This window comes from Streptomyces sp. NPDC042201, assembly GCF_055582185.1.
In genome coordinates, this window is the sequence record NZ_JBVJDS010000009.1 from 176,638 (window position 1) to 196,072 (window position 19,435).

Here is a 19,435-nt window from a genome sequence, read left to right on the forward strand (position 1 = left end):
AGGCGCAAAGCCGACAGCCGTCGCAGCCCAGGGAGTACTTTCATGGCCTCGTTGCCGACCCCCTCCACCGACAGCCGCACCCGCATCGATGCCCTCCGTGAGGCGCTCGCCACCCGTGTGGTGGTGGCCGATGGCGCGATGGGCACGATGCTCCAGGCCCAGGACCCGACGCTCGAGGACTTCCAGGATCTGGAAGGCTGCAACGAGATCCTGAACGTGACACGCCCGGACATCGTCCGCTCCGTGCACGAGGAGTACTTCGCGGTCGGCGTCGACTGTGTCGAGACCAATACCTTCGGTGCCAACCATTCGGCGGCGAACGAGTACGACATCGCGCACAGGATCGTGGAGCTGTCCGAGGCCGGTGCCCGCATCGCCCGTGAGGTCGCCGACGAGTTCACCGCCGAGGACGGCCGCCAGCGCTGGGTGCTCGGCTCGGTGGGCCCCGGCACCAAGCTGCCCTCACTCGGCCACATCGCGTACGACGTACTGCGCGACGGCTACCAGCAGAACGCCGAGGGCCTCCTCGCGGGCGGCGCGGACGCCCTGATCGTGGAGACCACGCAGGACCTCCTCCAGACCAAGTCGAGCCTCATCGGTGCCCGCCGCGCGATGGACGCGCTGGGTGTGAACGTGCCGCTGATCTGTTCGCTTGCCTTCGAGACGACGGGCGTCATGCTGCTCGGTTCCGAGATCGGCGCGGCGCTCACCGCCCTGGAACCGCTCGGCATTGACCTCATCGGCCTCAACTGCTCCACCGGCCCGGCGGAGATGAGCGAGCACCTGCGCTACCTGGCCCGCCATTCGCGCACGCCGTTGATGTGCATGCCGAACGCGGGCCTGCCCGTACTGACCAAGGACGGCGCCCACTTTCCACTCGGTCCGGAGGGCCTGGCAGACGCCCAGGAAGCGTTCGTCAACGACTACGGACTGTCCCTGATCGGCGGCTGCTGCGGTACGACGCCCGAGCATCTGCGGCAGGTCGTCGAGCGGGCCCGCGAGCTCACCCCCGCCGTCCGCGAGCCGCGCCCCGAGCCGGGCGCCGCCTCCCTCTACCAGACGGTGCCCTTCCGCCAGGACACCTCGTACCTCGCCATCGGTGAGCGGACGAACGCCAACGGGTCGAAGAAGTTCCGCGATGCCATGCTGGAGGGCCGCTGGGACGACTGTGTGGAGATGGCCCGCGACCAGATCCGCGAGGGCGCCCACCTGCTCGACCTCTGCGTCGACTATGTCGGCCGGGACGGCGTCGCCGACATGGCGGAGCTGGCGGGACGGTTCGCCACCGCCTCCACCCTGCCGATCGTGCTGGACTCCACCGAGCTGAACGTCCTGCAGGCCGGACTGGAGAAGCTCGGTGGCCGCGCGGTCATCAACTCCGTCAACTACGAGGACGGCGACGGCCCCGAGTCGCGCTTCGCCAAGGTCACCGAGCTGGCGGTCGAGCACGGCGCCGCGCTGATCGCGCTGACCATCGACGAGGAGGGCCAGGCCCGTACCGTCGAGCACAAGGTCGCCATCGCGGAGCGGCTGATCGACGACCTGACCGGCAACTGGGGCGTGCTCGAGTCGGACATCCTCATCGACACCCTGACCTTCACCATCTGCACCGGCCAGGAGGAGTCGCGGAAGGACGGCATCGCCACCATCGGGGCGATCCGCGAACTCAAGCGCCGCCACCCCGACGTCCAGACCACGCTGGGTCTGTCCAACATCTCCTTCGGCCTCAACCCGGCGGCCCGCATCGTCCTCAACTCCGTCTTCCTCGACGAGTGCGTCAAGGCCGGCCTGGACTCCGCGATCGTGCACGCCTCGAAGATCCTGCCGATCGCGCGCCTGGAGGAGGAGCAGGTCAAGGTCGCTCACGACCTCATCTACGACCGGCGCAGCGAGGGCTACGACCCGCTGCAGAAGCTCATGGAGCTCTTCGAGGGCGTCAACACCAAGTCGATGAAGGACGGCCGGGCCGAGGAACTGCGCGCCCTGCCGCTGGACGAGCGCCTCCAGCGCCGCATCATCGACGGCGAGAAGAACGGCCTGGAGGCCGACCTCGACGAGGCGCTGCAGACCCGGCCGGCCCTGGACATCGTCAACGAGACGCTGCTGGAAGGCATGAAGGTCGTCGGCGAGCTGTTCGGCTCCGGCCAGATGCAGCTGCCGTTCGTCCTCCAGTCCGCCGAGGTCATGAAGACCGCGGTCGCCCACCTCGAACCGCACATGGAGAAGACCGACGCCGACGGCAAGGGCACCATCGTGCTCGCCACCGTCCGCGGCGACGTCCATGACATCGGCAAGAATCTCGTCGACATCATCCTCTCCAACAACGGCTACAACGTGGTGAATCTGGGCATCAAGCAGCCCGTCTCCGCGATCCTGGAGGCCGCCGAGGAACACCGGGCGGATGTCATCGGCATGTCCGGTCTGCTGGTGAAGTCGACCGTGATCATGAAGGAGAACCTGCAGGAGCTGAACCAGCGCCGGATGGCGGCCGACTACCCGGTGATCCTCGGTGGCGCGGCGCTGACCCGGGCGTATGTCGAGCAGGATCTGCACGAGATCTACGAGGGCGAGGTCCGCTACGCCCGCGACGCGTTCGAGGGCCTGCGCCTGATGGACGCCCTGATCGCCGTCAAGCGCGGTGTCCCCGGAGCCACCCTCCCCGAGCTGAAGCAGCGCCGGGTCAAGGCCACGGCGAACACCGTGGTGGAGGAGCGCCCCGAGGAAGGCGCGGTCCGCTCGGACGTCGCCGTCGACAACCCCGTCCCGACACCGCCGTTCTGGGGCACCCGCGTCGTCAAGGGCATCCAGCTCAAGGAGTACGCCTCCTGGCTGGACGAAGGCGCGCTCTTCAAGGGGCAGTGGGGTCTCAAGGAGGCCCGCAAGGGCGGCCCCAGCTACGAGGAGCTGGTGGAGACCGAGGGCCGCCCCCACCTGCGCGGCTGGCTGGACCAGCTGCACACCCAGAACATGCTGGAAGCCGCCGTGGTCTACGGCTACTTCCCCTGCGTGTCCAAGGGGGACGACCTGATCCTGCTCAACGACGACGGCTCCGAGCGCACCCGCTTCACCTTCCCGCGCCAGCGCCGCGGCCGCCGGCTGTGCCTGGCGGACTTCTTCCGCCCGGAGGAGTCCGGCGACGTGGATGTCGTCGGCCTGCAGGTCGTCACCGTCGGCTCGAAGATCGGCGAGACGACCGCGGAGCTGTTCGAGAGGAACGCCTACCGCGACTACCTCGAACTGCACGGGCTGTCCGTCCAGCTCGCCGAGGCGCTCGCCGAGTACTGGCACGCCCGGGTGCGCTCCGAGCTGGGCTTCGCGGGCGAGGACCCGTCCGACGTCGAGGACATGTTCGCCCTGAAGTACCGGGGCGCCCGCTTCTCGCTCGGCTACGGGGCCTGCCCCGACCTGGAGGACCGGGCGAAGATCTCCGACCTGCTGGAGCCCGAGCGGATCGGGGTGCGGCTCTCCGAGGAGTTCCAGCTCCACCCCGAGCAGTCCACCGACGCCATCGTCATCCACCATCCCGAAGCGAAGTACTTCAACGCGCGCTGACCCGGCAGCCGGCGCGGCCGGCCCGCTGTGAGGCGGGCCGGACCGCTCCGCGGGAAACCGAGCGGCACGAGAAGCGGACGAGTCGTACACTTATCGGTCCAGTGCAGGCCGGTCGCCTGTCCCGGTGGGGTAACCCTGCGGGAAAGGCGACCGGCCTTCTCGTCCCTCATGGAGGTGTGCCGGATGACCAGTACGGTCCCCGCGTCCCTGACCCGAACGGCCGAAGGCTCCGCTCTTCAGGCCGTCCTTCTCGACATGGACGGCACCCTGGTCGACACCGAGGGATTCTGGTGGGACGCGGAGGTGGAGGTCTTCAAGGACCTCGGATTCGTTCTCGACGAGTCCTGGCGCCATGTGGTGGTCGGCGGGCCCATGACCCGCAGCGCCGGCTTCCTCATCGAGTCCACCGGCGCCGCCGTCACCCTCGCCGAACTGACCGTGCTGCTCAACGACAAGTTCGAGGAGCGCATCGGGCGCGGGGTGCCGCTGATGCCGGGCGCCACCCGGCTGCTCACCGAACTGGCCGCGCACGAGGTGCCCACCGCCCTGGTCTCCGCCTCGCACCGGCGCATCATCGACCGGGTCCTGGACTCGCTCGGACCCGAGTACTTCGCGCTCACCGTCGCGGGCGACGAGGTGCCCCGTACGAAGCCGCACCCGGACCCGTATCTGCTCGCCGCGCGGGGCCTGGGCGTCGATCCCGCGCGCTGTGCCGTCGTCGAGGACACGGCCACCGGGGTGGCCGCGGCCGAGGCCGCCGGCTGCCGGGTGGTCGCCATCCCCTCCGTCGCCCCGATCGCCCCCGCCGACGGGCGCATGATCGTCGGGTCGCTCGAAGAGGTCGATCTGGTATTTCTGCGCGGCATGATGACGCGCGGCCACTGATCCGCTGACTGAGCGTGGCGCAGGAATGTATTCGGAAACTCTCGGCATTGGCCCGGATATTTTCCGTTACCCCCGCGCCCCTCAATCATGATCCTTGCAAACGGCTCCAGGAGTGACGTTTATCACCTGCGGCCTCATCGACAGGGGCGGGCGAGGATGATCCATGCCGGGCGGACGTGGGCCCACCTGTCACGTTGTGTCCCGATTGGTTAATCGGTGTACGGAAGATTCCATAGCCCGGATATCAACACGCCGCTATTTCCGATCACTGTGTGATTACGTTTCACATCGGGCCCGTTCAGGCATTCCTGATGCCTCCGACTAATCTCATGGCGAGTACTTCGCCGCATCAACGACATGTCCCGACAGCCACCAAGTCGCCATGTACACAGGACCGATCGCCCTGTATCCCGGCCCGATCGCACTGCCCCGAACGGGTGGAAGCGGCGGAGTCTCCCATGTGCCGCCGTAGCTCAGTGCCGGATGAGGGAGTACGTCCAGGATGAACCGCAAGACTTTGGTGCTGTCGGCCGTCGCCGGCCTGCTTGCGCCCGCGCTCGCCGGTTGCGGCGGCTCGGACGGTGGCTCCGGCGGCGGAGATGCCATTGTCGTGGGCACCACGGACCAGTACATCGCCACGAAGGACGGGCCCGCACCGCTGGACCCGGCCTACGCGTACGACACCGGCTCGTGGAACGTCCTGCGCCAGACCATCCAGACCCTGATGCATGTGCCGCGCGGCGGCGGTGCGCCGGTCCCCGACGCCGCCTCCGCGTGCGGGTTCACGGACAACGCGAACGAGAGCTACCGCTGCACCCTGCGCGACGGGCTGAAGTTCTCCGACGGCGACCCGGTCACGCCCGACGATGTGAAGTTCTCCATCCAGCGGGTCCTGGACATCAAGGACCCCAACGGCGCGTCCGGGCTGCTGACCAACATCGACACGATGGAGACCAACGGCGACTCCGAGATCGTCTTCCATCTCAAGACGCCCGACGCGACCTTCCCGTACAAGCTGTCCACCCCGGTGGCCGGCATCCTCAGCCCGAAGTCCTACGAGCCGAAGAAGCTCCGTGCGGGCTTCGAGGTGGAGGGCTCGGGCCCGTACACCTTCAAGGCCGAGGTCAAGGGCGACGCGGTCGTCAAGGCGGTCTTCACCAAGAACCCGGAGTACAAGGGCGACCTCAAGCTGCAGAACGACAAGGTCGAGCTGCGGCCCTTCACCGAGGCCGAGACCATGGGCAAGGCGCTCGACTCGGGCGACATCGATGTGATGACCCGCGCCATGCTGCCCACCCAGGTCCAGTCGATGGTCGAGAACCCGAAGGACGGCATCGAGCTCACCGAGATGCCGGGTCTGGAGATCCGCTACCTCGGCTTCGACACCGACGCCCCGACCGCCAAGGAGAAGGCGGTACGCCAGGCCATGGCGTACACCATCGACCGCGGTCAGATCGTCACCAAGGTGTACGGGGCCATGGCCGAGCCGCTGTACTCGCTCATCCCGTCGAGCGTCACCACGCACACCAACTCGTTCTTCAACAAGTACGGCAACCCCAATCCGGCCAAGGCCGCCCAGATGCTCCAGGACGCGGGCATCAGCACCCCCGTGAAGCTCACGCTGAACTTCACCACGGACCACTACGGCGAGGCCACGGAGAAGGAGTTCGAGACCCTCAAGGACCAGCTCAACGGCAGCGAGCTCTTCGATGTCTCCATCAAGGGAACGCCGTGGAAGTCCTTCCGGCCGAACCAGACCAAGGGTGAGTACGCCGTCTACGGAATGGGCTGGTTCCCGGACTTCCCCGACCCGGACAACTACATCGCGCCCTTCCTCGACAAGGACAACTTCCTCAACACCCCGTACGACAACAACACCCTGCGCAGCAAGCTGATACCGGAGTCGCGCCTCGAGGCCGACCGCAGCGCCGCCACGGAGACCTTCGCCAAGATCCAGGACATCGTCGCCGAGGACGTACCGGTGCTGCCGCTCTGGCAGGGCAAGCAGTACGTCGCCTCCCGCGACGACATCGCCGGCGTGGAGTGGGCGGTCAACTCGTCAGCGGAACTGCTCCTGTGGGAGCTCCGCCGCGGCACAGGCGCCCCCTGATGACCCGTCCGGCCGCGTGGGCACTTCCCGCGCGGCCGGAGACGGACCCCCCTCGCGGCGGCGCCGCTGACGAGTCGTGGAGGGTTACTGGGCGCCGGGGCGCACCAGCCCGCTCTCGTACGCGTACACCGCGGCCTGCACCCGGTCGCGAATGCCCAGCTTCGTCAGCACATGGCCCACATGCGTCTTGACCGTGGTCTCACTGACGAAGAGATCCGCGGCGATCTCCGCGTTGGACAGCCCGCGGGCGACCAGCTTCAGCACCTCGACCTCACGCTCGGTCAGGGTGTTCAGGGTGTCGGGCACCTGCTCGTCGCCGGACGGCAGATGATCCGCGTACTTGTCGAGCAGCCGGCGCGTGATGCTCGGAGCCAGCATCGCCTCGCCGGCCGCGACCACACGGATGGCCTGCACCAGCTCATTGGCGGGCGCGTCCTTGAGCAGAAAGCCACTGGCCCCCGCCCGCAGCGCCTCCACCACGTACTCGTCGAGGTCGAAGGTGGTCAGCACCAGCACCTTCGCCGGACCGTCCCGGCCCGGACCGGTGATCTGGCGGGTCGCCTCGACCCCGTCCATCCGGGGCATCCGGATGTCCATCAGCACCACATCGGGCTGCAGTGCGCGGACCTGGTCGATGGCCTGGAGGCCGTCCCCGGCCTCGCCGACGACCGCGATGTCGTGCTCCGCCTCCAGGATCATCCGGAAGCCGGTGCGCAGCAGCGGCTGGTCGTCGACCAGTAGGACGCGGATCGCCACGGGGAAACTCCTTCGCTAGACCGGCCCCATTCTGCCTTGACGGCCCCGCCCCGATCCCTCCGGGCACGGTGGCCCTACGCGGTCTCCGGCCCTACGCCGTCTCCGGCACGCCCTGCCCGGCCGGTGCGACGCTCAGCGGATACACCGGAGGTGTGCCGCCGAATTCCGGACAGACCGCCTGGTGGTCGCACCAGCCGCACAGCTTGGTGGGCCGCGGCCGCCAGTCACCCGACTCGGTGGCGAGCCTGATCGCCTCCCACAGCGCCAGCAGCTTGCGCTCCACCCGCTCGAGATCCGCCTCCACCGGGTCGTACGACATCACCTCGCCGCTGCCCAGATACACCAGCTGCAGCCGGCGGGGCACCACACGCTTCAGCCGCCAGATCACCAGGGCGTAGAACTTCATCTGGAACAGCGCCCCCTCCGCGTACTCGGGGCGGGGGGCCTTGCCCGTCTTGTAGTCGACGATCCGGACCTCGCCGGTGGGCGCCACATCGACGCGGTCGATCACCCCGCGCAGCCGCAGCCCCGAGTCGAGCTCCGTCTCGACGAACAGCTCCCGCTCCGCGGGCTCCAGACGCGTCGGATCCTCCAGCGAGAACCACCGCTCCACCAGCCGCTCCGCCTCACCCAGCCAGCGCGTCAGCCGCTCGCCCTCCGGGTCCTGCGCGAACAGCTCGCCCAGCTCGGGCCTGGCCTCCAGCAGCCGGTCCCACTGGCCGGGGATCAGCGCCTTCGCCCGCGGCGCCGTGCGCTCGGCCGCCGGGGCGTCGAAGAGCCGCTCCAGCACCGCGTGCACCAGCGTGCCCCGGGTCGCCGCCTCGCTCGGCTTCTCCGGCAGCTTGTCGATCACCCGGAACCGGTACAGCAGGGGGCACTGCATGAAGTCGCCGGCACGCGACGGAGACAGTGAGGAGGGCGGCACGCTCGTACTCATGACGCAGACCCTACGACCCGACACTGACAGCGAGCCGAATACCATCGACCACAGAGCCACTCGCACCGCATGATCGAGCGAGCGACGCTGCCGCGAACGAAGGGAACCCGTGAAAGAGGACGACGAGAGCGGCGAGAACAGGCGGCCGCAGCCCGGCACGGGGAACACGGGCCCCGGCGGGAAGCCGCCGAAGCGCGACAACCCCGGCGGCGGCATTCTCATGGGCCGCCCCTTCGGCGTGCCGGTCTACGTCGCCCCCAGCTGGTTCCTGGTGGCCGCGCTCATCACCTGGATCTTCGGTGGCCAGCTCGACCGGGTGCTGCCCGAGCTCGGGAACCTCCGGTATCTGGTGTCCCTCTTCTTCGCGGTCGCCTTCTACGCCTCCGTACTCGTCCACGAACTGGCCCACACGGTCGCCGCCCTGCGCTTCAAGCTGCCGGTGCGCCGGATCCAGCTCCAGTTCTTCGGCGGGGTCTCCGAGATCGAGAAGGAGTCCGAGACCCCGGGCCGCGAGTTCATCCTCGCCTTCGTGGGCCCGCTGCTCTCGCTGGTGCTCTCCGGCGTCTTCTACCTGGGGCTGCTGGCCGTCGAGCCCGGTACGGTCCCCGGCGTCCTGCTCGCCGGCCTGATGGTCTCGAACCTGATCGTCGCCGCCTTCAACCTGCTGCCCGGCCTTCCGCTGGACGGCGGCCGGATGCTGCGCGCGGTGGTCTGGAAGATCACCGGCAAGCCGATGAGCGGCACCGTCGCCGCCGCCTGGGTCGGCCGGGGTCTCGCCGTCGCCGTCCTCATCGGCCTGCCGCTGCTCACCCGTACCGGAGCCCTCGGCACGTCGGCGGCGAAGGTCAGCGGCATGGAGACCGTCACCGACGCGCTGCTCGCCGCCATCCTCGCGGCGATCATCTGGACCGGCGCGGGCAACAGCCTGCGGATGGCCAGACTCCGCGAACACCTCCCCGAGCTGCAGGCCCGGGCGCTCACCCGGCGTGCGGTGCCGGTCGAGTCCAGCACGCCGCTCTCCGAGGCCCTGCGCCGGGCCAACGAGGCGGGGGCCCGCGCCCTGGTCGTGGTGGACGGCCACGGTGACCCGATGGCGATCGTCAGGGAGGCCGCGATCGTCGGCGTCCCGCAGCACCGCCGCCCCTGGGTCGCGGTGAGCGGCCTCGCCCAGGACCTCACGGACGGCATGAAGGTCCCCGCGGACCTGGCGGGAGAAGCCCTCCTGGACCGCCTCCGGGCGAGCCCGGCGACGGAGTACCTGGTGCTGGAAGAGACCGGCGAGATCTATGGAGTCCTGTCCACGGCGGACGTGGAACGGGCCTTCGTCTCCGCGATGGCGCGTCCGCGGTAGGTGGTTGCGGGTGCGTTTCGCCGTCCGGCGGGGGGTGCGGGTGCGGGCCGTTCGTCGTGGTGCGGGTGCGTTTTGCCGTCCGGCGGGGGTGGGGGTGCGGGTCCGTTCGTCGTGGTGCGGGTGCCGGGGGTTCCGGAGGCGCGTGTCCGGACTGCATGATTTACGGCGCCGTGCGGGCCGGACGTTTGGTGCGGCTTGGTGTGCGCCACAAATCACGCTCTACGTCCGGACACACACCTCCTGCACCCCCGCCCCCCTCCCGCCGTCGGCCCGCCACCCCGCTCGGCCCCGCCTGGGGAAGGGTGGGGACGCGCGCGCCCGTGGCACGAGGGCCGCTCCTCTCGTGTGACGACCGCCCGTCTCCACGACCGCCGGCGAGTGAGCCGAAGGGCGCGCCGCTGTCGAAAGGGAGAACGCGCACAGGTTCGTGAGGAACGAGCGAACCGAGCACGATCGACCGTCGACAGTGGCATAAAGCGCCCGGAGGCGAACCGAGCCCTTAAAAAGTGCGGCTAGGCTGGTCGCATGTCCGAACCGACCGGTGCCGCCCGTCGTCGCGGCCCCTTCAAGGTCGGGGACCAGGTCCAGCTCACCGACCCCAAGGGACGCCACTACACCTTCACGCTCGAAGCCGGGAAGAATTTCCACACCCACAAAGGGTCCTTCCCGCACGACGAGCTGATTGGTGCTCCCGAGGGCAGTGTTGTCCGTACCACGGGAAACGTCGCCTACCTCGCGCTGCGCCCCCTGCTCCCCGACTATGTCCTGTCCATGCCCCGCGGCGCCGCCGTGGTCTATCCGAAGGACGCCGGCCAGATCCTGGCCTTCGCCGACATCTTCCCCGGCGCACGCGTCGTCGAGGCGGGTGTGGGCTCCGGCTCGCTCAGCAGTTTCCTGCTGCGTGTCATCGGCGACCAGGGCATGCTGCACTCCTACGAGCGCCGCCAGGACTTCGCCGATATCGCACAGCAGAATGTGGAGCGCTATTTCGGCGAACCGCATCCCGCCTGGCAGCTGACGGTCGGTGACCTTCAGGACAATCTGTCGGACACGGACGTCGACCGCGTGATCCTGGACATGCTCGCCCCCTGGGAGTGCATCGAGGCCGTTTCCAAGGCGCTCGTCCCCGGCGGCATCCTCTGTGCCTACGTCGCGACGACCACTCAGCTGGCCCGTACCGTGGAGACGATCAGGGAGTTCGGCACGTTCAACGAGCCGGCCGCCTGGGAGTCGATGATCCGTAACTGGCATGTCGAGGGCCTGGCCGTGCGTCCGGACCACCGGATGATCGGTCACACCGGCTTCCTGGTGACCGCTCGTCGTCTCGCGGACGGTGTCGAGCCGCCGCTGCGCCGTCGTCGGCCCGCCAAGGGCGCGTACGGCGACGACTACGACGGCCCCGGAAGCGGCTCACGCGGCTGAGCCGGCCCTGTCCAGACCGCCCATCAACACGACGGCACCGCCGCCGAGTTCCCGTTCACCCACGGGAAGTCGGCGGCGGTGTCTTTATGTTGGACTTACGGACCCCGCTGTTCCGCCTTGCTGTGACCTGTGGCACGATGCTGACTCCCTCCCCCCATTGGCTAATTCGTCACAGGAGACACTCCGCGTGCAGATCTCCGACGTCCCGGACCTCGCGCATACCCGGCCCCGCCCGGTGCACTGGCTCGCGACAGCCACCGCGATGGCGTCCGTGGTGGCCCTGGCGGGTCTGCTGCAGCCCGGCGCCGCCACCGCGTCCCAGTCGGGCTCGGGCCGCGAGGCGGCCGGGAGCCCCGACCGGGCCCCGCTTCCGGCTCCCGATCCTGCCGCTGTGGACTTCCCGCTGGAGTGCGCCGGAGCGGGCACGGTCGTCACGCGGAAGGCTTCCGGCGACCTCGACGGGGACGGCAGCCCCGAGACCGTGGCGGCGGTCAGGTGCCGGACGAACTCGGGCACCCCGCCGACCGGCGTGTATGTGCTGACCAGGACGGGCGAGTCCGAGCCACGGATCGTGGCGACGCTGGTGGACCCGGAGGACAAGCAGAGCGTCACCGGCGACTTCGCGATACGGGACGGGGTGGTCCTGGCGACCCTGCTCGGCTACTCCGGTCCCGAGGTGCCGAGCTGCTGTCCTGACCAGGAGGAGCGGGTCTCCTGGCAGTGGAAGAACGGCGCGTTCGCACGCAGTGAGCAGCCCGAAGCACGGAGTGTGTGACCCGTCACTCCGGGTGGCTCACGGCCAGGTGGCTCTATTCCGCGTCGGGCCCGTACACCTCGACCCTGTCCGAAACACGACGTACGTGGATGCAGTCGCCGGGGCACTCCTTGGCCGAATCGACGACGTCGCGCAGCAGCGGCAGCGGTACCCGCGTCGTCGCGCCGGGGGCCTGGAGCAGCTCGTCGTCGGAGCTCTTCACATAGGCCAGTCCGTCGATGTCCAGCTCGAAGACGTCGGGGGCATACTGGGCACAGATCCCGTCGCCGGTGCAGAGGTCCTGGTCGATCCAGACCTCCAGCGGTTCACCGGTCCCGGTGACGCCCTCGGTGGGGGCCTCCTGCTGCACGGTCATCTCTCCTGCCGTTTGCTGCGCCGGATGGCGCGATCTGGCGTAAGTCGCGCCAGCCCTGACGGGTGTTGAACAGTTCGACGATACAACCGGCCGCTTTCCGATGTTGATCGGTGGGTATTCCCCTGGCGTAAGGGAGAGCGCAAGGGTGAAGATCGGTCACAGCCCGACAGTCTTTGTGATCTAGGGGTTTCAATCATCACCCACCCAGGTAGGGTCAGGAAGCGTCCAGCTCCCCTTGGAGGAGGTGAGGACCGTGGCAGCCCACGACGACGACATCAACCGCGGCATCCGGCCGGGGCGGGGGTCTGAAGACCCAGCCGGCCAGGTTGCCTATCTCGAGCAGGAAATCGCCGTCCTGCGACGTAAGCTCGCCGACTCTCCGCGGCACACGAGGATTCTCGAAGAGCGGATCGTCGAGTTGCAGACGAGCCTGGCAGGCGTGTCCGCACAGAATGAGCGGCTCGCCAATACGCTGCGTGAGGCCCGCGACCAGATCGTGGCCCTCAAGGAAGAGGTCGACCGGCTCGCGCAGCCGCCGGCCGGCTTCGGTGTGTTTCTGCAGTCGAATGAGGACGGTACGGCCGATATTTTCACCGGGGGCCGCAAGCTCCGGGTGAATGTCAGCCCCGGCGTCGAGCTCGAAGAGCTCAGGCGTGGCCAGGAAGTCATGCTCAATGAGGCGCTCAATGTGGTCGAGGCCATGGAGTACGAGCGCGCCGGGGACATCGTCACCCTCAAGGAGATCCTTGAGGACGGCGAGCGCGCCCTGGTGGTCGGGCACACCGACGAGGAACGGGTGGTGCGGCTCGCCGAGCCGCTGCTGGACATCACCATCCGCCCCGGCGACGCCCTCCTGCTCGAACCCCGCTCCGGCTATGTCTACGAAGTGGTTCCCAAGAGCGAGGTCGAGGAGCTGGTCCTCGAAGAGGTCCCGGACGTCGACTACGACAAGATCGGCGGTCTGGGCGGCCAGATCGAGATGATCCGCGACGCGGTCGAGCTTCCGTACCTCCACCCGGACCTCTTCAAGGAACACGAACTGCGGCCGCCGAAGGGCATCCTGCTCTACGGCCCGCCCGGCTGCGGCAAGACACTGATCGCCAAGGCCGTGGCGAATTCGCTCGCCAAGAAGGTCGCCGAGGTGACCGGCCAGCCCACGGGGAAGAGCTACTTCCTCAACATCAAGGGCCCCGAGCTCCTCAACAAGTACGTCGGTGAGACCGAGCGGCATATCCGCCTGGTCTTCCAGCGTGCCCGGGAGAAGGCGAGCGAGGGTACCCCCGTCATCGTCTTCTTCGACGAGATGGAATCCCTCTTCCGCACCCGCGGATCCGGTGTCAGCTCGGACGTGGAGAACACCATCGTCCCCCAGCTGCTCGCCGAGATCGACGGGGTGGAGGGCCTGGAGAACGTCATCGTCATCGGCGCCTCCAACCGCGAGGACATGATCGACCCCGCGATCCTGCGGCCCGGCCGGCTCGATGTGAAGATCAAGATCGAGCGTCCGGACGCGGAGGCCGCGAAGGACATCTTCGCGAAGTACCTGACGGCGACCCTGCCGCTGCACGTGGACGACATCTCCGAGCACAAGGGCTCGAAGGAAGCCGCGGCGCACGGAATGATCCAGTCCGTCGTGGAGCAGATGTACGCGGAGTCCGAGGAGAACCGCTTCCTCGAGGTCACGTACGCCAACGGCGACAAGGAAGTCCTGTATTTCAAGGACTTCAACTCCGGCGCGATGATCCAGAACATCGTCGACCGGGCCAAGAAGATGGCCATCAAGGCCTTCCTCGACCACAACCAGAAGGGCCTCAGGGTCTCCCATCTCCTCCAGGCGTGTGTGGACGAGTTCAAGGAGAACGAGGACCTGCCGAACACCACCAACCCGGACGACTGGGCCAGGATCTCCGGTAAGAAGGGCGAGCGGATCGTGTTCATCCGCACCCTGGTGACCGGAAAGCAGGGCGCGGACACCGGACGCTCCATCGACACGGTGGCGAACACCGGTCAGTACCTGTAGATCGCAGACCGGCTGCGGATGCCCGGAAGGGCATCCGCAGCCGGTTGTTTTCCCCCGCACCGTCCACCACACCAGGCAATGATGGAAATGATCTCCCCACCGGCGCAGAGGCGTTTAGGCTCTTTCGTACCGCCACGTCGCGCAGTGCGGGGACGGGCACCGCACACGCACCGGAGAGACAGCGGTACTTGAGCGCCGCTCCCGAGGGGAGCGCCGCCGGGCAAGGAGGGCCGCATGACCGTACGGCGAGTAATGGGCATCGAGACGGAGTACGGCATCTCCGTCCCGGGTCACCCGAACGCCAATGCCATGCTCACCTCGTCCCAGATCGTCAACGCCTACGCGGCGGCGATGCACCGGGCGCGCCGCGCCCGCTGGGACTTCGAGGAGGAGAATCCGCTGCGGGACGCCCGTGGCTTCGACCTCGCCCGAGAGACGGCCGACTCCAGTCAGCTCACCGACGAGGACATCGGCCTGGCCAATGTGATCCTCACGAACGGTGCGCGGCTGTACGTCGACCACGCCCACCCCGAGTACAGCTCTCCCGAGATCACCAACCCGCGTGACGCCGTCCTCTGGGACAAGGCCGGCGAGCGCATCATGGCCGAGGCGGCCGAGCGCGCCGCCCAGCTTCCCGGCGCGCAGCCGATCCATCTGTACAAGAACAACACCGACAACAAGGGCGCTTCCTACGGCACGCACGAGAACTACCTGATGAAGCGGGAGACCCCCTTCTCGGACATCGTGCGCCATCTGACGCCGTTCTTCGTCTCGCGCCAGGTCGTCACCGGTGCGGGCCGGGTCGGCATCGGCCAGGACGGGCATGAGCACGGCTTCCAGATCAGCCAGCGCGCGGACTATTTCGAGGTCGAGGTGGGTCTTGAGACCACTCTCAAGCGCCCCATCATCAACACCCGCGACGAACCGCATTCGGACGCGGAGAAGTACCGCCGGCTGCATGTGATCATCGGCGACGCGAATCTGTCGGAGATCTCCACCTATCTCAAGCTCGGTACGACCTCGCTCGTCCTGTCCATGATCGAGGACGGCTTCATCAATGTCGACCTGGCCGTCGACCAGCCGGTCCGTACGCTCCACCAGGTCTCGCACGACCCGACCCTCGCCCGTCTGGTCACGCTCCGCAGCGGCCGGACACTCACGGCTGTCCAGCTCCAGATGGAGTACTTCGAGCTGGCGAGAAAGTATGTCGAGGAGCGGTACGGCGCTGACGCCGACGAGCAGACCAGGGATGTCCTGGGCCGTTGGGAGGACACGCTCAACCGGCTGGAGAACGATCCGATGAGCCTGTCGGGCGAGCTCGACTGGATCACCAAGCGGGAGGTCCTGGAGGGCTACCGCCGCAGGGACGGCCTGGACTGGGACGCCGCCCGGCTGCACCTCGTGGACCTGCAGTACGCCGACGTGCGGCCCGACAAGGGCCTCTACAACCGTCTGGTGGCCCGCGGCAAGATGCGGCGGCTGCTGGACGAGCAGGACGTCGAGCGGGCCAGGACGAAGCCCCCGGAGGACACCCGGGCGTACTTCCGGGGCCGCTGTCTGGAGCAGTACGCCGACGATGTGGCCGCCGCCTCGTGGGATTCGGTCATCTTCGATCTGCCGGGCCGTGACTCGCTGCAGCGGGTGCCCACCCTGGAGCCGCTGCGGGGCACCCGTAACCATGTCAAGGAGCTGCTCGACCGGTGCCGCACCGCGGAGGAGCTGGTCCGGGTGCTGTCCGGAGGCTGAAATGGTCCCCGTCCGGGAATCATGGAGATGGCCCCCGGACGTTGTACGAAGTGCGGGGCCGATGTCGGACCCTGCTTGTAGGGTCTGATCTTGAAGGTCACATCGAGCGGGGCGAACCGAGCGGGGTGAGGGATATGGCGACCAAGGACACCGGCGGCGGACAGCAGAAGGCAACGCGTTCCACGGAGGAGACCGAGGAGCAGGCGCAGGACGCGCAGGCATCCGAGGACCTCAAGGAGCGCCAGGAGAAGCTGTCCGACGATGTCGACTCCGTCCTGGACGAGATCGACGACGTGCTCGAGGAGAATGCCGAGGACTTCGTGCGGTCCTTCGTCCAAAAGGGCGGCCAGTAGCAGCCGTTGTCCGTCCCGGGGCCACCGGCGAAAGCCGGTCGCACCGGGGCGGATGACCGGCGACGGCGCGGGTAAGGTCCGTGCACAGCTCTAAAGACCGGCCCGGCCCGAGCGGCGGGCCGCCGCCCATCCGGAAGGAAACGTGTGGAAGCCAACCCTCGTAGCACCGGGCGTCTGCCGGCAGCCTTCCTGACGCCTGGCTCGTCCTCGTTCATGGATTTCCTGGCGCACCAGTCGCCGGACATGCTGCCCGGCAAGCGTTCGCTGCCGCCCCTCCAGGGCGCGATCGAGGCACCGCACGGCACGACGATCGTCGCGGTGACGTTCCCGGGCGGCGTGGTGCTCGCCGGTGACCGGCGCGCGACCATGGGCAACATGATCGCGCAGCGCGACATCGAGAAGGTCTTCCCCGCCGACGAGTACTCGGCCGTGGGCATCGCCGGCACCGCGGGACTCGCCGTGGAGATGGTCAAGCTCTTCCAGCTGGAGCTGGAGCACTTCGAGAAGGTCGAAGGAGCGCAGCTCTCCCTGGAGGGCAAGGCCAACCGGCTCTCCACGATGATCCGCAGCAATCTGGCCATGGCCATGCAGGGCCTGGCCGTCGTCCCGCTCTTCGCGGGCTGGGACGTGGACCGCGGGAGGGGCCGCATCTTCTCGTACGACGTGACGGGCGGCCGCTCCGAGGAGCTCGGCTACGCGTCCACCGGTTCCGGCTCGATCTTCGCCCGTGGCGCGATGAAGAAGCTCTACCGCGAGGACCTGACGGAGCAGCAGGCCACCACCCTGGTCATCCAGGCGCTGTACGACGCCGCGGACGACGACTCGGCGACGGGCGGCCCCGATGTGGCCCGCCGTATCTATCCGATCGTCACCGTCATCACCGAGGACGGCTTCCGGCGGCTGACCGAGCCCGAATCCTCGGAGATCGCCCGCTCGATCCTCGAGCGCCGGCTGGAACAGCCCGACGGCCCGCGCGCCGCGCTGCTCTGACGCCTCCCCCGTCCGAACCGACATGCCACTGACAGAAAGGGACGGATAGCCGGTGTCGACGCCGTTCTATGTCTCACCCCAGCAGGCCATGGCCGACCGGGCGGAATACGCCCGCAAGGGCATCGCCCGCGGTCGCAGCCTGGTTGTGCTGCAGTACGCCGACGGCATTGTCTTCGTCGGCGAGAACCCGTCCCGCGCGCTGCACAAGTTCAGCGAGATCTACGACCGGATCGGTTTCGCGGCCGCCGGCAAGTACAACGAGTACGAGAATCTGCGGATCGGCGGTGTCCGCTATGCCGATCTGCGCGGATATACCTACGACCGCGACGACGTGACCGCCCGCGGCCTCGCCAATGTCTATGCCCAGACCCTCGGCACGATCTTCTCCAGCGCCGGTGAGAAGCCCTACGAGGTGGAGCTGGTCGTCGCGGAAGTGGGCGCCACCCCGGACGGCGACCAGATCTACCGGCTGCCCCACGACGGCTCGATCGTGGACGAGCACGGCTCGGTCGCGGTCGGCGGCCAGTCGGAGCAGATCAGCACCTTCCTCGACCAGCAGCACCGCGAGGGCATGTCGCTCGCCGAGGCGCTGAAGCTGGCCGTCCAGGCGCTGTCCAGGGACACCAACGGCGGCGAGCGGGAGATCCCCGCGGAGCGGCTCGAAGTGGCCGTCCTGGACCGTACGCGGCCGCAGCAGCGCAAATTCAAGCGGATCGTCAACCGCCAGCTCGCCCGCCTGCTGGAGGCGGACGGCGCCGCCTCCACCCCGACGGACGCCCCCTCGGACATCGAGGAGGCGGAGGACACCGACGACTGACCGGTGATCCCCGCCCGTGCCCCGGCCCGCCTCCGCGAGCCGGGGCACAGCGATGCGCGCCCGCCGAGGCGCTCGTCGCCCCCGGCACCCCCTAGGTCCTGTCCGGTCGATCTTTGCGGGCCCGCGACGCCCGGCACGGCACCTCGCCGCGTTGTCGGAGTCGTCCAAGTACGTCCAGTACGAGGACGATCCTCCGCCTTGTGATCGCACGCACCAGACCCCGCGAGCCCCGCCCCAGGGGCGGACGGCGCTATGTATCAGACACGCCCTAGCGGCCCCCGGAGGGGGATACGGGGGCCGTGGAGCCTCGGGTCACCAGGGATACCGGGAGGTCGCCCTCCTCGGGGTGGCGGCCGTCCAGGACCGCCAGCAGCGCCGACATGCCGCGCTCGCCCACCCGCTCGGCCGGCAGCCGCACCGTGGTCAGTTCCGGCTCCACCGCCGTCGCCAGCGCCAGATCGTCGAAGCCGCTGACGGAGACGTCCTCGGGCACCCGCAGGCCGAGCCGCCGTACCGCCTTGCAGGCCCCCGCGGCCAGGATGTCGTCGTCGCAGACCAGCGCCGTGGGCCGGGGCCCCGGGCCGGTGAGGGCGCGCTCCGCGGCCTCCCGCGCCGCGTCCACGTCCAGCGGCGCCGACACCGTTGTGACGACCGCGTCCGGCACTCCCCGTACCGTCTCGGCCAGCGCCTCGGCCCGTACGGCGAAGGTCCAGGAATCGATGGCGCAGGCGAGATGGACGAGGCGCCGGTGGCCGAGGCCCAGCAGATGCCCGGTCACCTGCCGCATTCCGTCGGCGATGTCGAGATTCACCCGGGCGGCGGCGCCCGGCGCCGCGGGATCGCTGTCGAGCATCACCAGCGGCAGATCCGCGCCGTCCACCCCGCGGATCTCGTCCAGCGCGTCGGCCGCCATCGAGGAGGCGATCACCCCGTCCAGCGCGGCCCGCGCCGAGGCGAAGGGATCCCTGGCGGGCCCCACCCCGGCGGGGGAGGGGTAGATGACCACCCCGAAGCCGTGCCGGGCGGCCACCTCGGCCGCGCCCGTGTAGACCCGGGCGAAGAACTCGTTGGTGAGCGCGGGCACGACCAGGAGGGCCGTCCTGGTCGTGCCGAGGCGCAGATTGCGGGCCGCGAGATTGGGCCGGTAACCGAGGTCCCGCGCCGCGTCCCGTACCAGCCCGGCCGTCCGCTCCGAGACCCGTCCGCGCCATTTGTCGCCGAGGACGAGGGAGACCGTGGCCTGGGACACGCCCGCGGCCCGTGCCACGTCCTTGCTGGTGGGCCTGGCGGACTGCTCAGTCATGGCTGCCGTTCTCCGTCGCGCGGTGAGAGATCGCGGTGGACCCGCGGACTGCGCTCATGGTAC

The 19,435-nt window shown here is 68.8% G+C and carries 15 protein-coding genes; 11 read left to right on the forward strand and 4 right to left on the reverse strand.

The features are described from left to right. The first annotated feature begins 42 nt into the window (after positions 1–42). The 3 genes from metH to ACZ6MZ_RS22840 all read left to right on the forward strand — a co-directional run bounded on the left by metH (position 43) and on the right by ACZ6MZ_RS22840 (position 6,547). The gene (gene metH / locus ACZ6MZ_RS22830; protein ID WP_469353913.1) at positions 43–3,552 is read left to right on the forward strand and encodes a methionine synthase; all 3,510 of its coding nucleotides are present in this window, start codon (positions 43–45) and stop codon (positions 3,550–3,552) included. A 183-nt stretch (positions 3,553–3,735) separates the two neighbouring features. Continuing rightward, positions 3,736–4,437 (forward strand): HAD family hydrolase, encoded by a 702-nt coding sequence (locus ACZ6MZ_RS22835; protein WP_384190594.1) that lies wholly within the window; start codon positions 3,736–3,738, stop codon positions 4,435–4,437. A gap of 502 nt (positions 4,438–4,939) precedes the next feature. Continuing rightward, positions 4,940–6,547 (forward strand): ABC transporter substrate-binding protein, encoded by a 1,608-nt coding sequence (locus ACZ6MZ_RS22840; RefSeq protein ID WP_384190591.1) that lies wholly within the window; start codon positions 4,940–4,942, stop codon positions 6,545–6,547. 84 nt (positions 6,548–6,631) lie between these two features. On the opposite strand, the gene ACZ6MZ_RS22845 is transcribed toward ACZ6MZ_RS22840, so the two are convergent. Together ACZ6MZ_RS22845 and ACZ6MZ_RS22850 are read right to left on the reverse strand one after the other, a co-directional pair. Further along, entirely contained in the window at positions 6,632–7,303 is a 672-nt protein-coding gene (locus ACZ6MZ_RS22845) for a response regulator (protein WP_384190588.1), read from the reverse strand. Positions 7,304–7,394: 91 nt separating this feature from the next. Continuing rightward, positions 7,395–8,240, reverse strand: a complete 846-nt coding sequence (locus ACZ6MZ_RS22850) for a RecB family exonuclease (protein ID WP_469353914.1) — start codon at positions 8,238–8,240, stop codon at positions 7,395–7,397. Between the two features lie 109 nt (positions 8,241–8,349). Here ACZ6MZ_RS22850 and ACZ6MZ_RS22855 point away from each other — a divergent pair, with 109 nt between their 5' ends. From ACZ6MZ_RS22855 to ACZ6MZ_RS22865, 3 genes are all read left to right on the forward strand, one after another. Continuing rightward, on the forward strand, positions 8,350–9,591 hold the full coding sequence (locus ACZ6MZ_RS22855; RefSeq protein WP_469353915.1) for a site-2 protease family protein: 1,242 nt from the start codon (positions 8,350–8,352) through the stop codon (positions 9,589–9,591). Positions 9,592–10,116: 525 nt separating this feature from the next. After that, on the forward strand, positions 10,117–11,013 hold the full coding sequence (locus ACZ6MZ_RS22860) for a tRNA (adenine-N1)-methyltransferase (protein WP_384190580.1): 897 nt from the start codon (positions 10,117–10,119) through the stop codon (positions 11,011–11,013). A 187-nt stretch (positions 11,014–11,200) separates the two neighbouring features. Continuing rightward, positions 11,201–11,788, forward strand: coding sequence for a hypothetical protein (locus tag ACZ6MZ_RS22865; RefSeq protein ID WP_384190577.1), 588 nt, complete (start codon positions 11,201–11,203; stop codon positions 11,786–11,788). A gap of 34 nt (positions 11,789–11,822) precedes the next feature. Here the strand turns inward: ACZ6MZ_RS22865 and ACZ6MZ_RS22870 are convergent, their stop codons facing one another. Beyond that, positions 11,823–12,143, reverse strand: a complete 321-nt coding sequence (locus ACZ6MZ_RS22870; protein WP_384190574.1) for a ferredoxin — start codon at positions 12,141–12,143, stop codon at positions 11,823–11,825. A gap of 253 nt (positions 12,144–12,396) precedes the next feature. On the opposite strand from ACZ6MZ_RS22870, the gene arc reads away from it, so the two are divergent. The 5 genes from arc to prcA all read left to right on the forward strand — a co-directional run bounded on the left by arc (position 12,397) and on the right by prcA (position 18,069). After that, a complete protein-coding gene (gene arc, locus ACZ6MZ_RS22875) occupies positions 12,397–14,163 on the forward strand; it encodes a proteasome ATPase (RefSeq protein ID WP_389783411.1) in 1,767 nt (588 codons plus the stop codon). 234 nt (positions 14,164–14,397) lie between these two features. Continuing rightward, positions 14,398–15,909 (forward strand): depupylase/deamidase Dop, encoded by a 1,512-nt coding sequence (dop, locus tag ACZ6MZ_RS22880; protein ID WP_384190568.1) that lies wholly within the window; start codon positions 14,398–14,400, stop codon positions 15,907–15,909. A 134-nt stretch (positions 15,910–16,043) separates the two neighbouring features. Continuing rightward, entirely contained in the window at positions 16,044–16,262 is a 219-nt protein-coding gene (locus tag ACZ6MZ_RS22885) for a ubiquitin-like protein Pup (protein WP_030782898.1), read from the forward strand. Between the two features lie 144 nt (positions 16,263–16,406). Beyond that, entirely contained in the window at positions 16,407–17,252 is an 846-nt protein-coding gene (gene prcB, locus ACZ6MZ_RS22890) for a proteasome subunit beta (protein ID WP_384190565.1), read from the forward strand. A gap of 52 nt (positions 17,253–17,304) precedes the next feature. Beyond that, the gene (gene prcA, locus ACZ6MZ_RS22895; RefSeq protein ID WP_384190562.1) at positions 17,305–18,069 is read left to right on the forward strand and encodes a proteasome subunit alpha; all 765 of its coding nucleotides are present in this window, start codon (positions 17,305–17,307) and stop codon (positions 18,067–18,069) included. 268 nt (positions 18,070–18,337) lie between these two features. Here prcA and ACZ6MZ_RS22900 read toward each other — a convergent pair whose 3' ends face one another. Further along, positions 18,338–19,372: a LacI family DNA-binding transcriptional regulator gene (locus tag ACZ6MZ_RS22900; RefSeq protein WP_469353919.1), complete on the reverse strand. Its 1,035-nt coding sequence runs from the start codon at positions 19,370–19,372 to the stop codon at positions 18,338–18,340. Positions 19,373–19,435 lie beyond the last annotated feature (63 nt).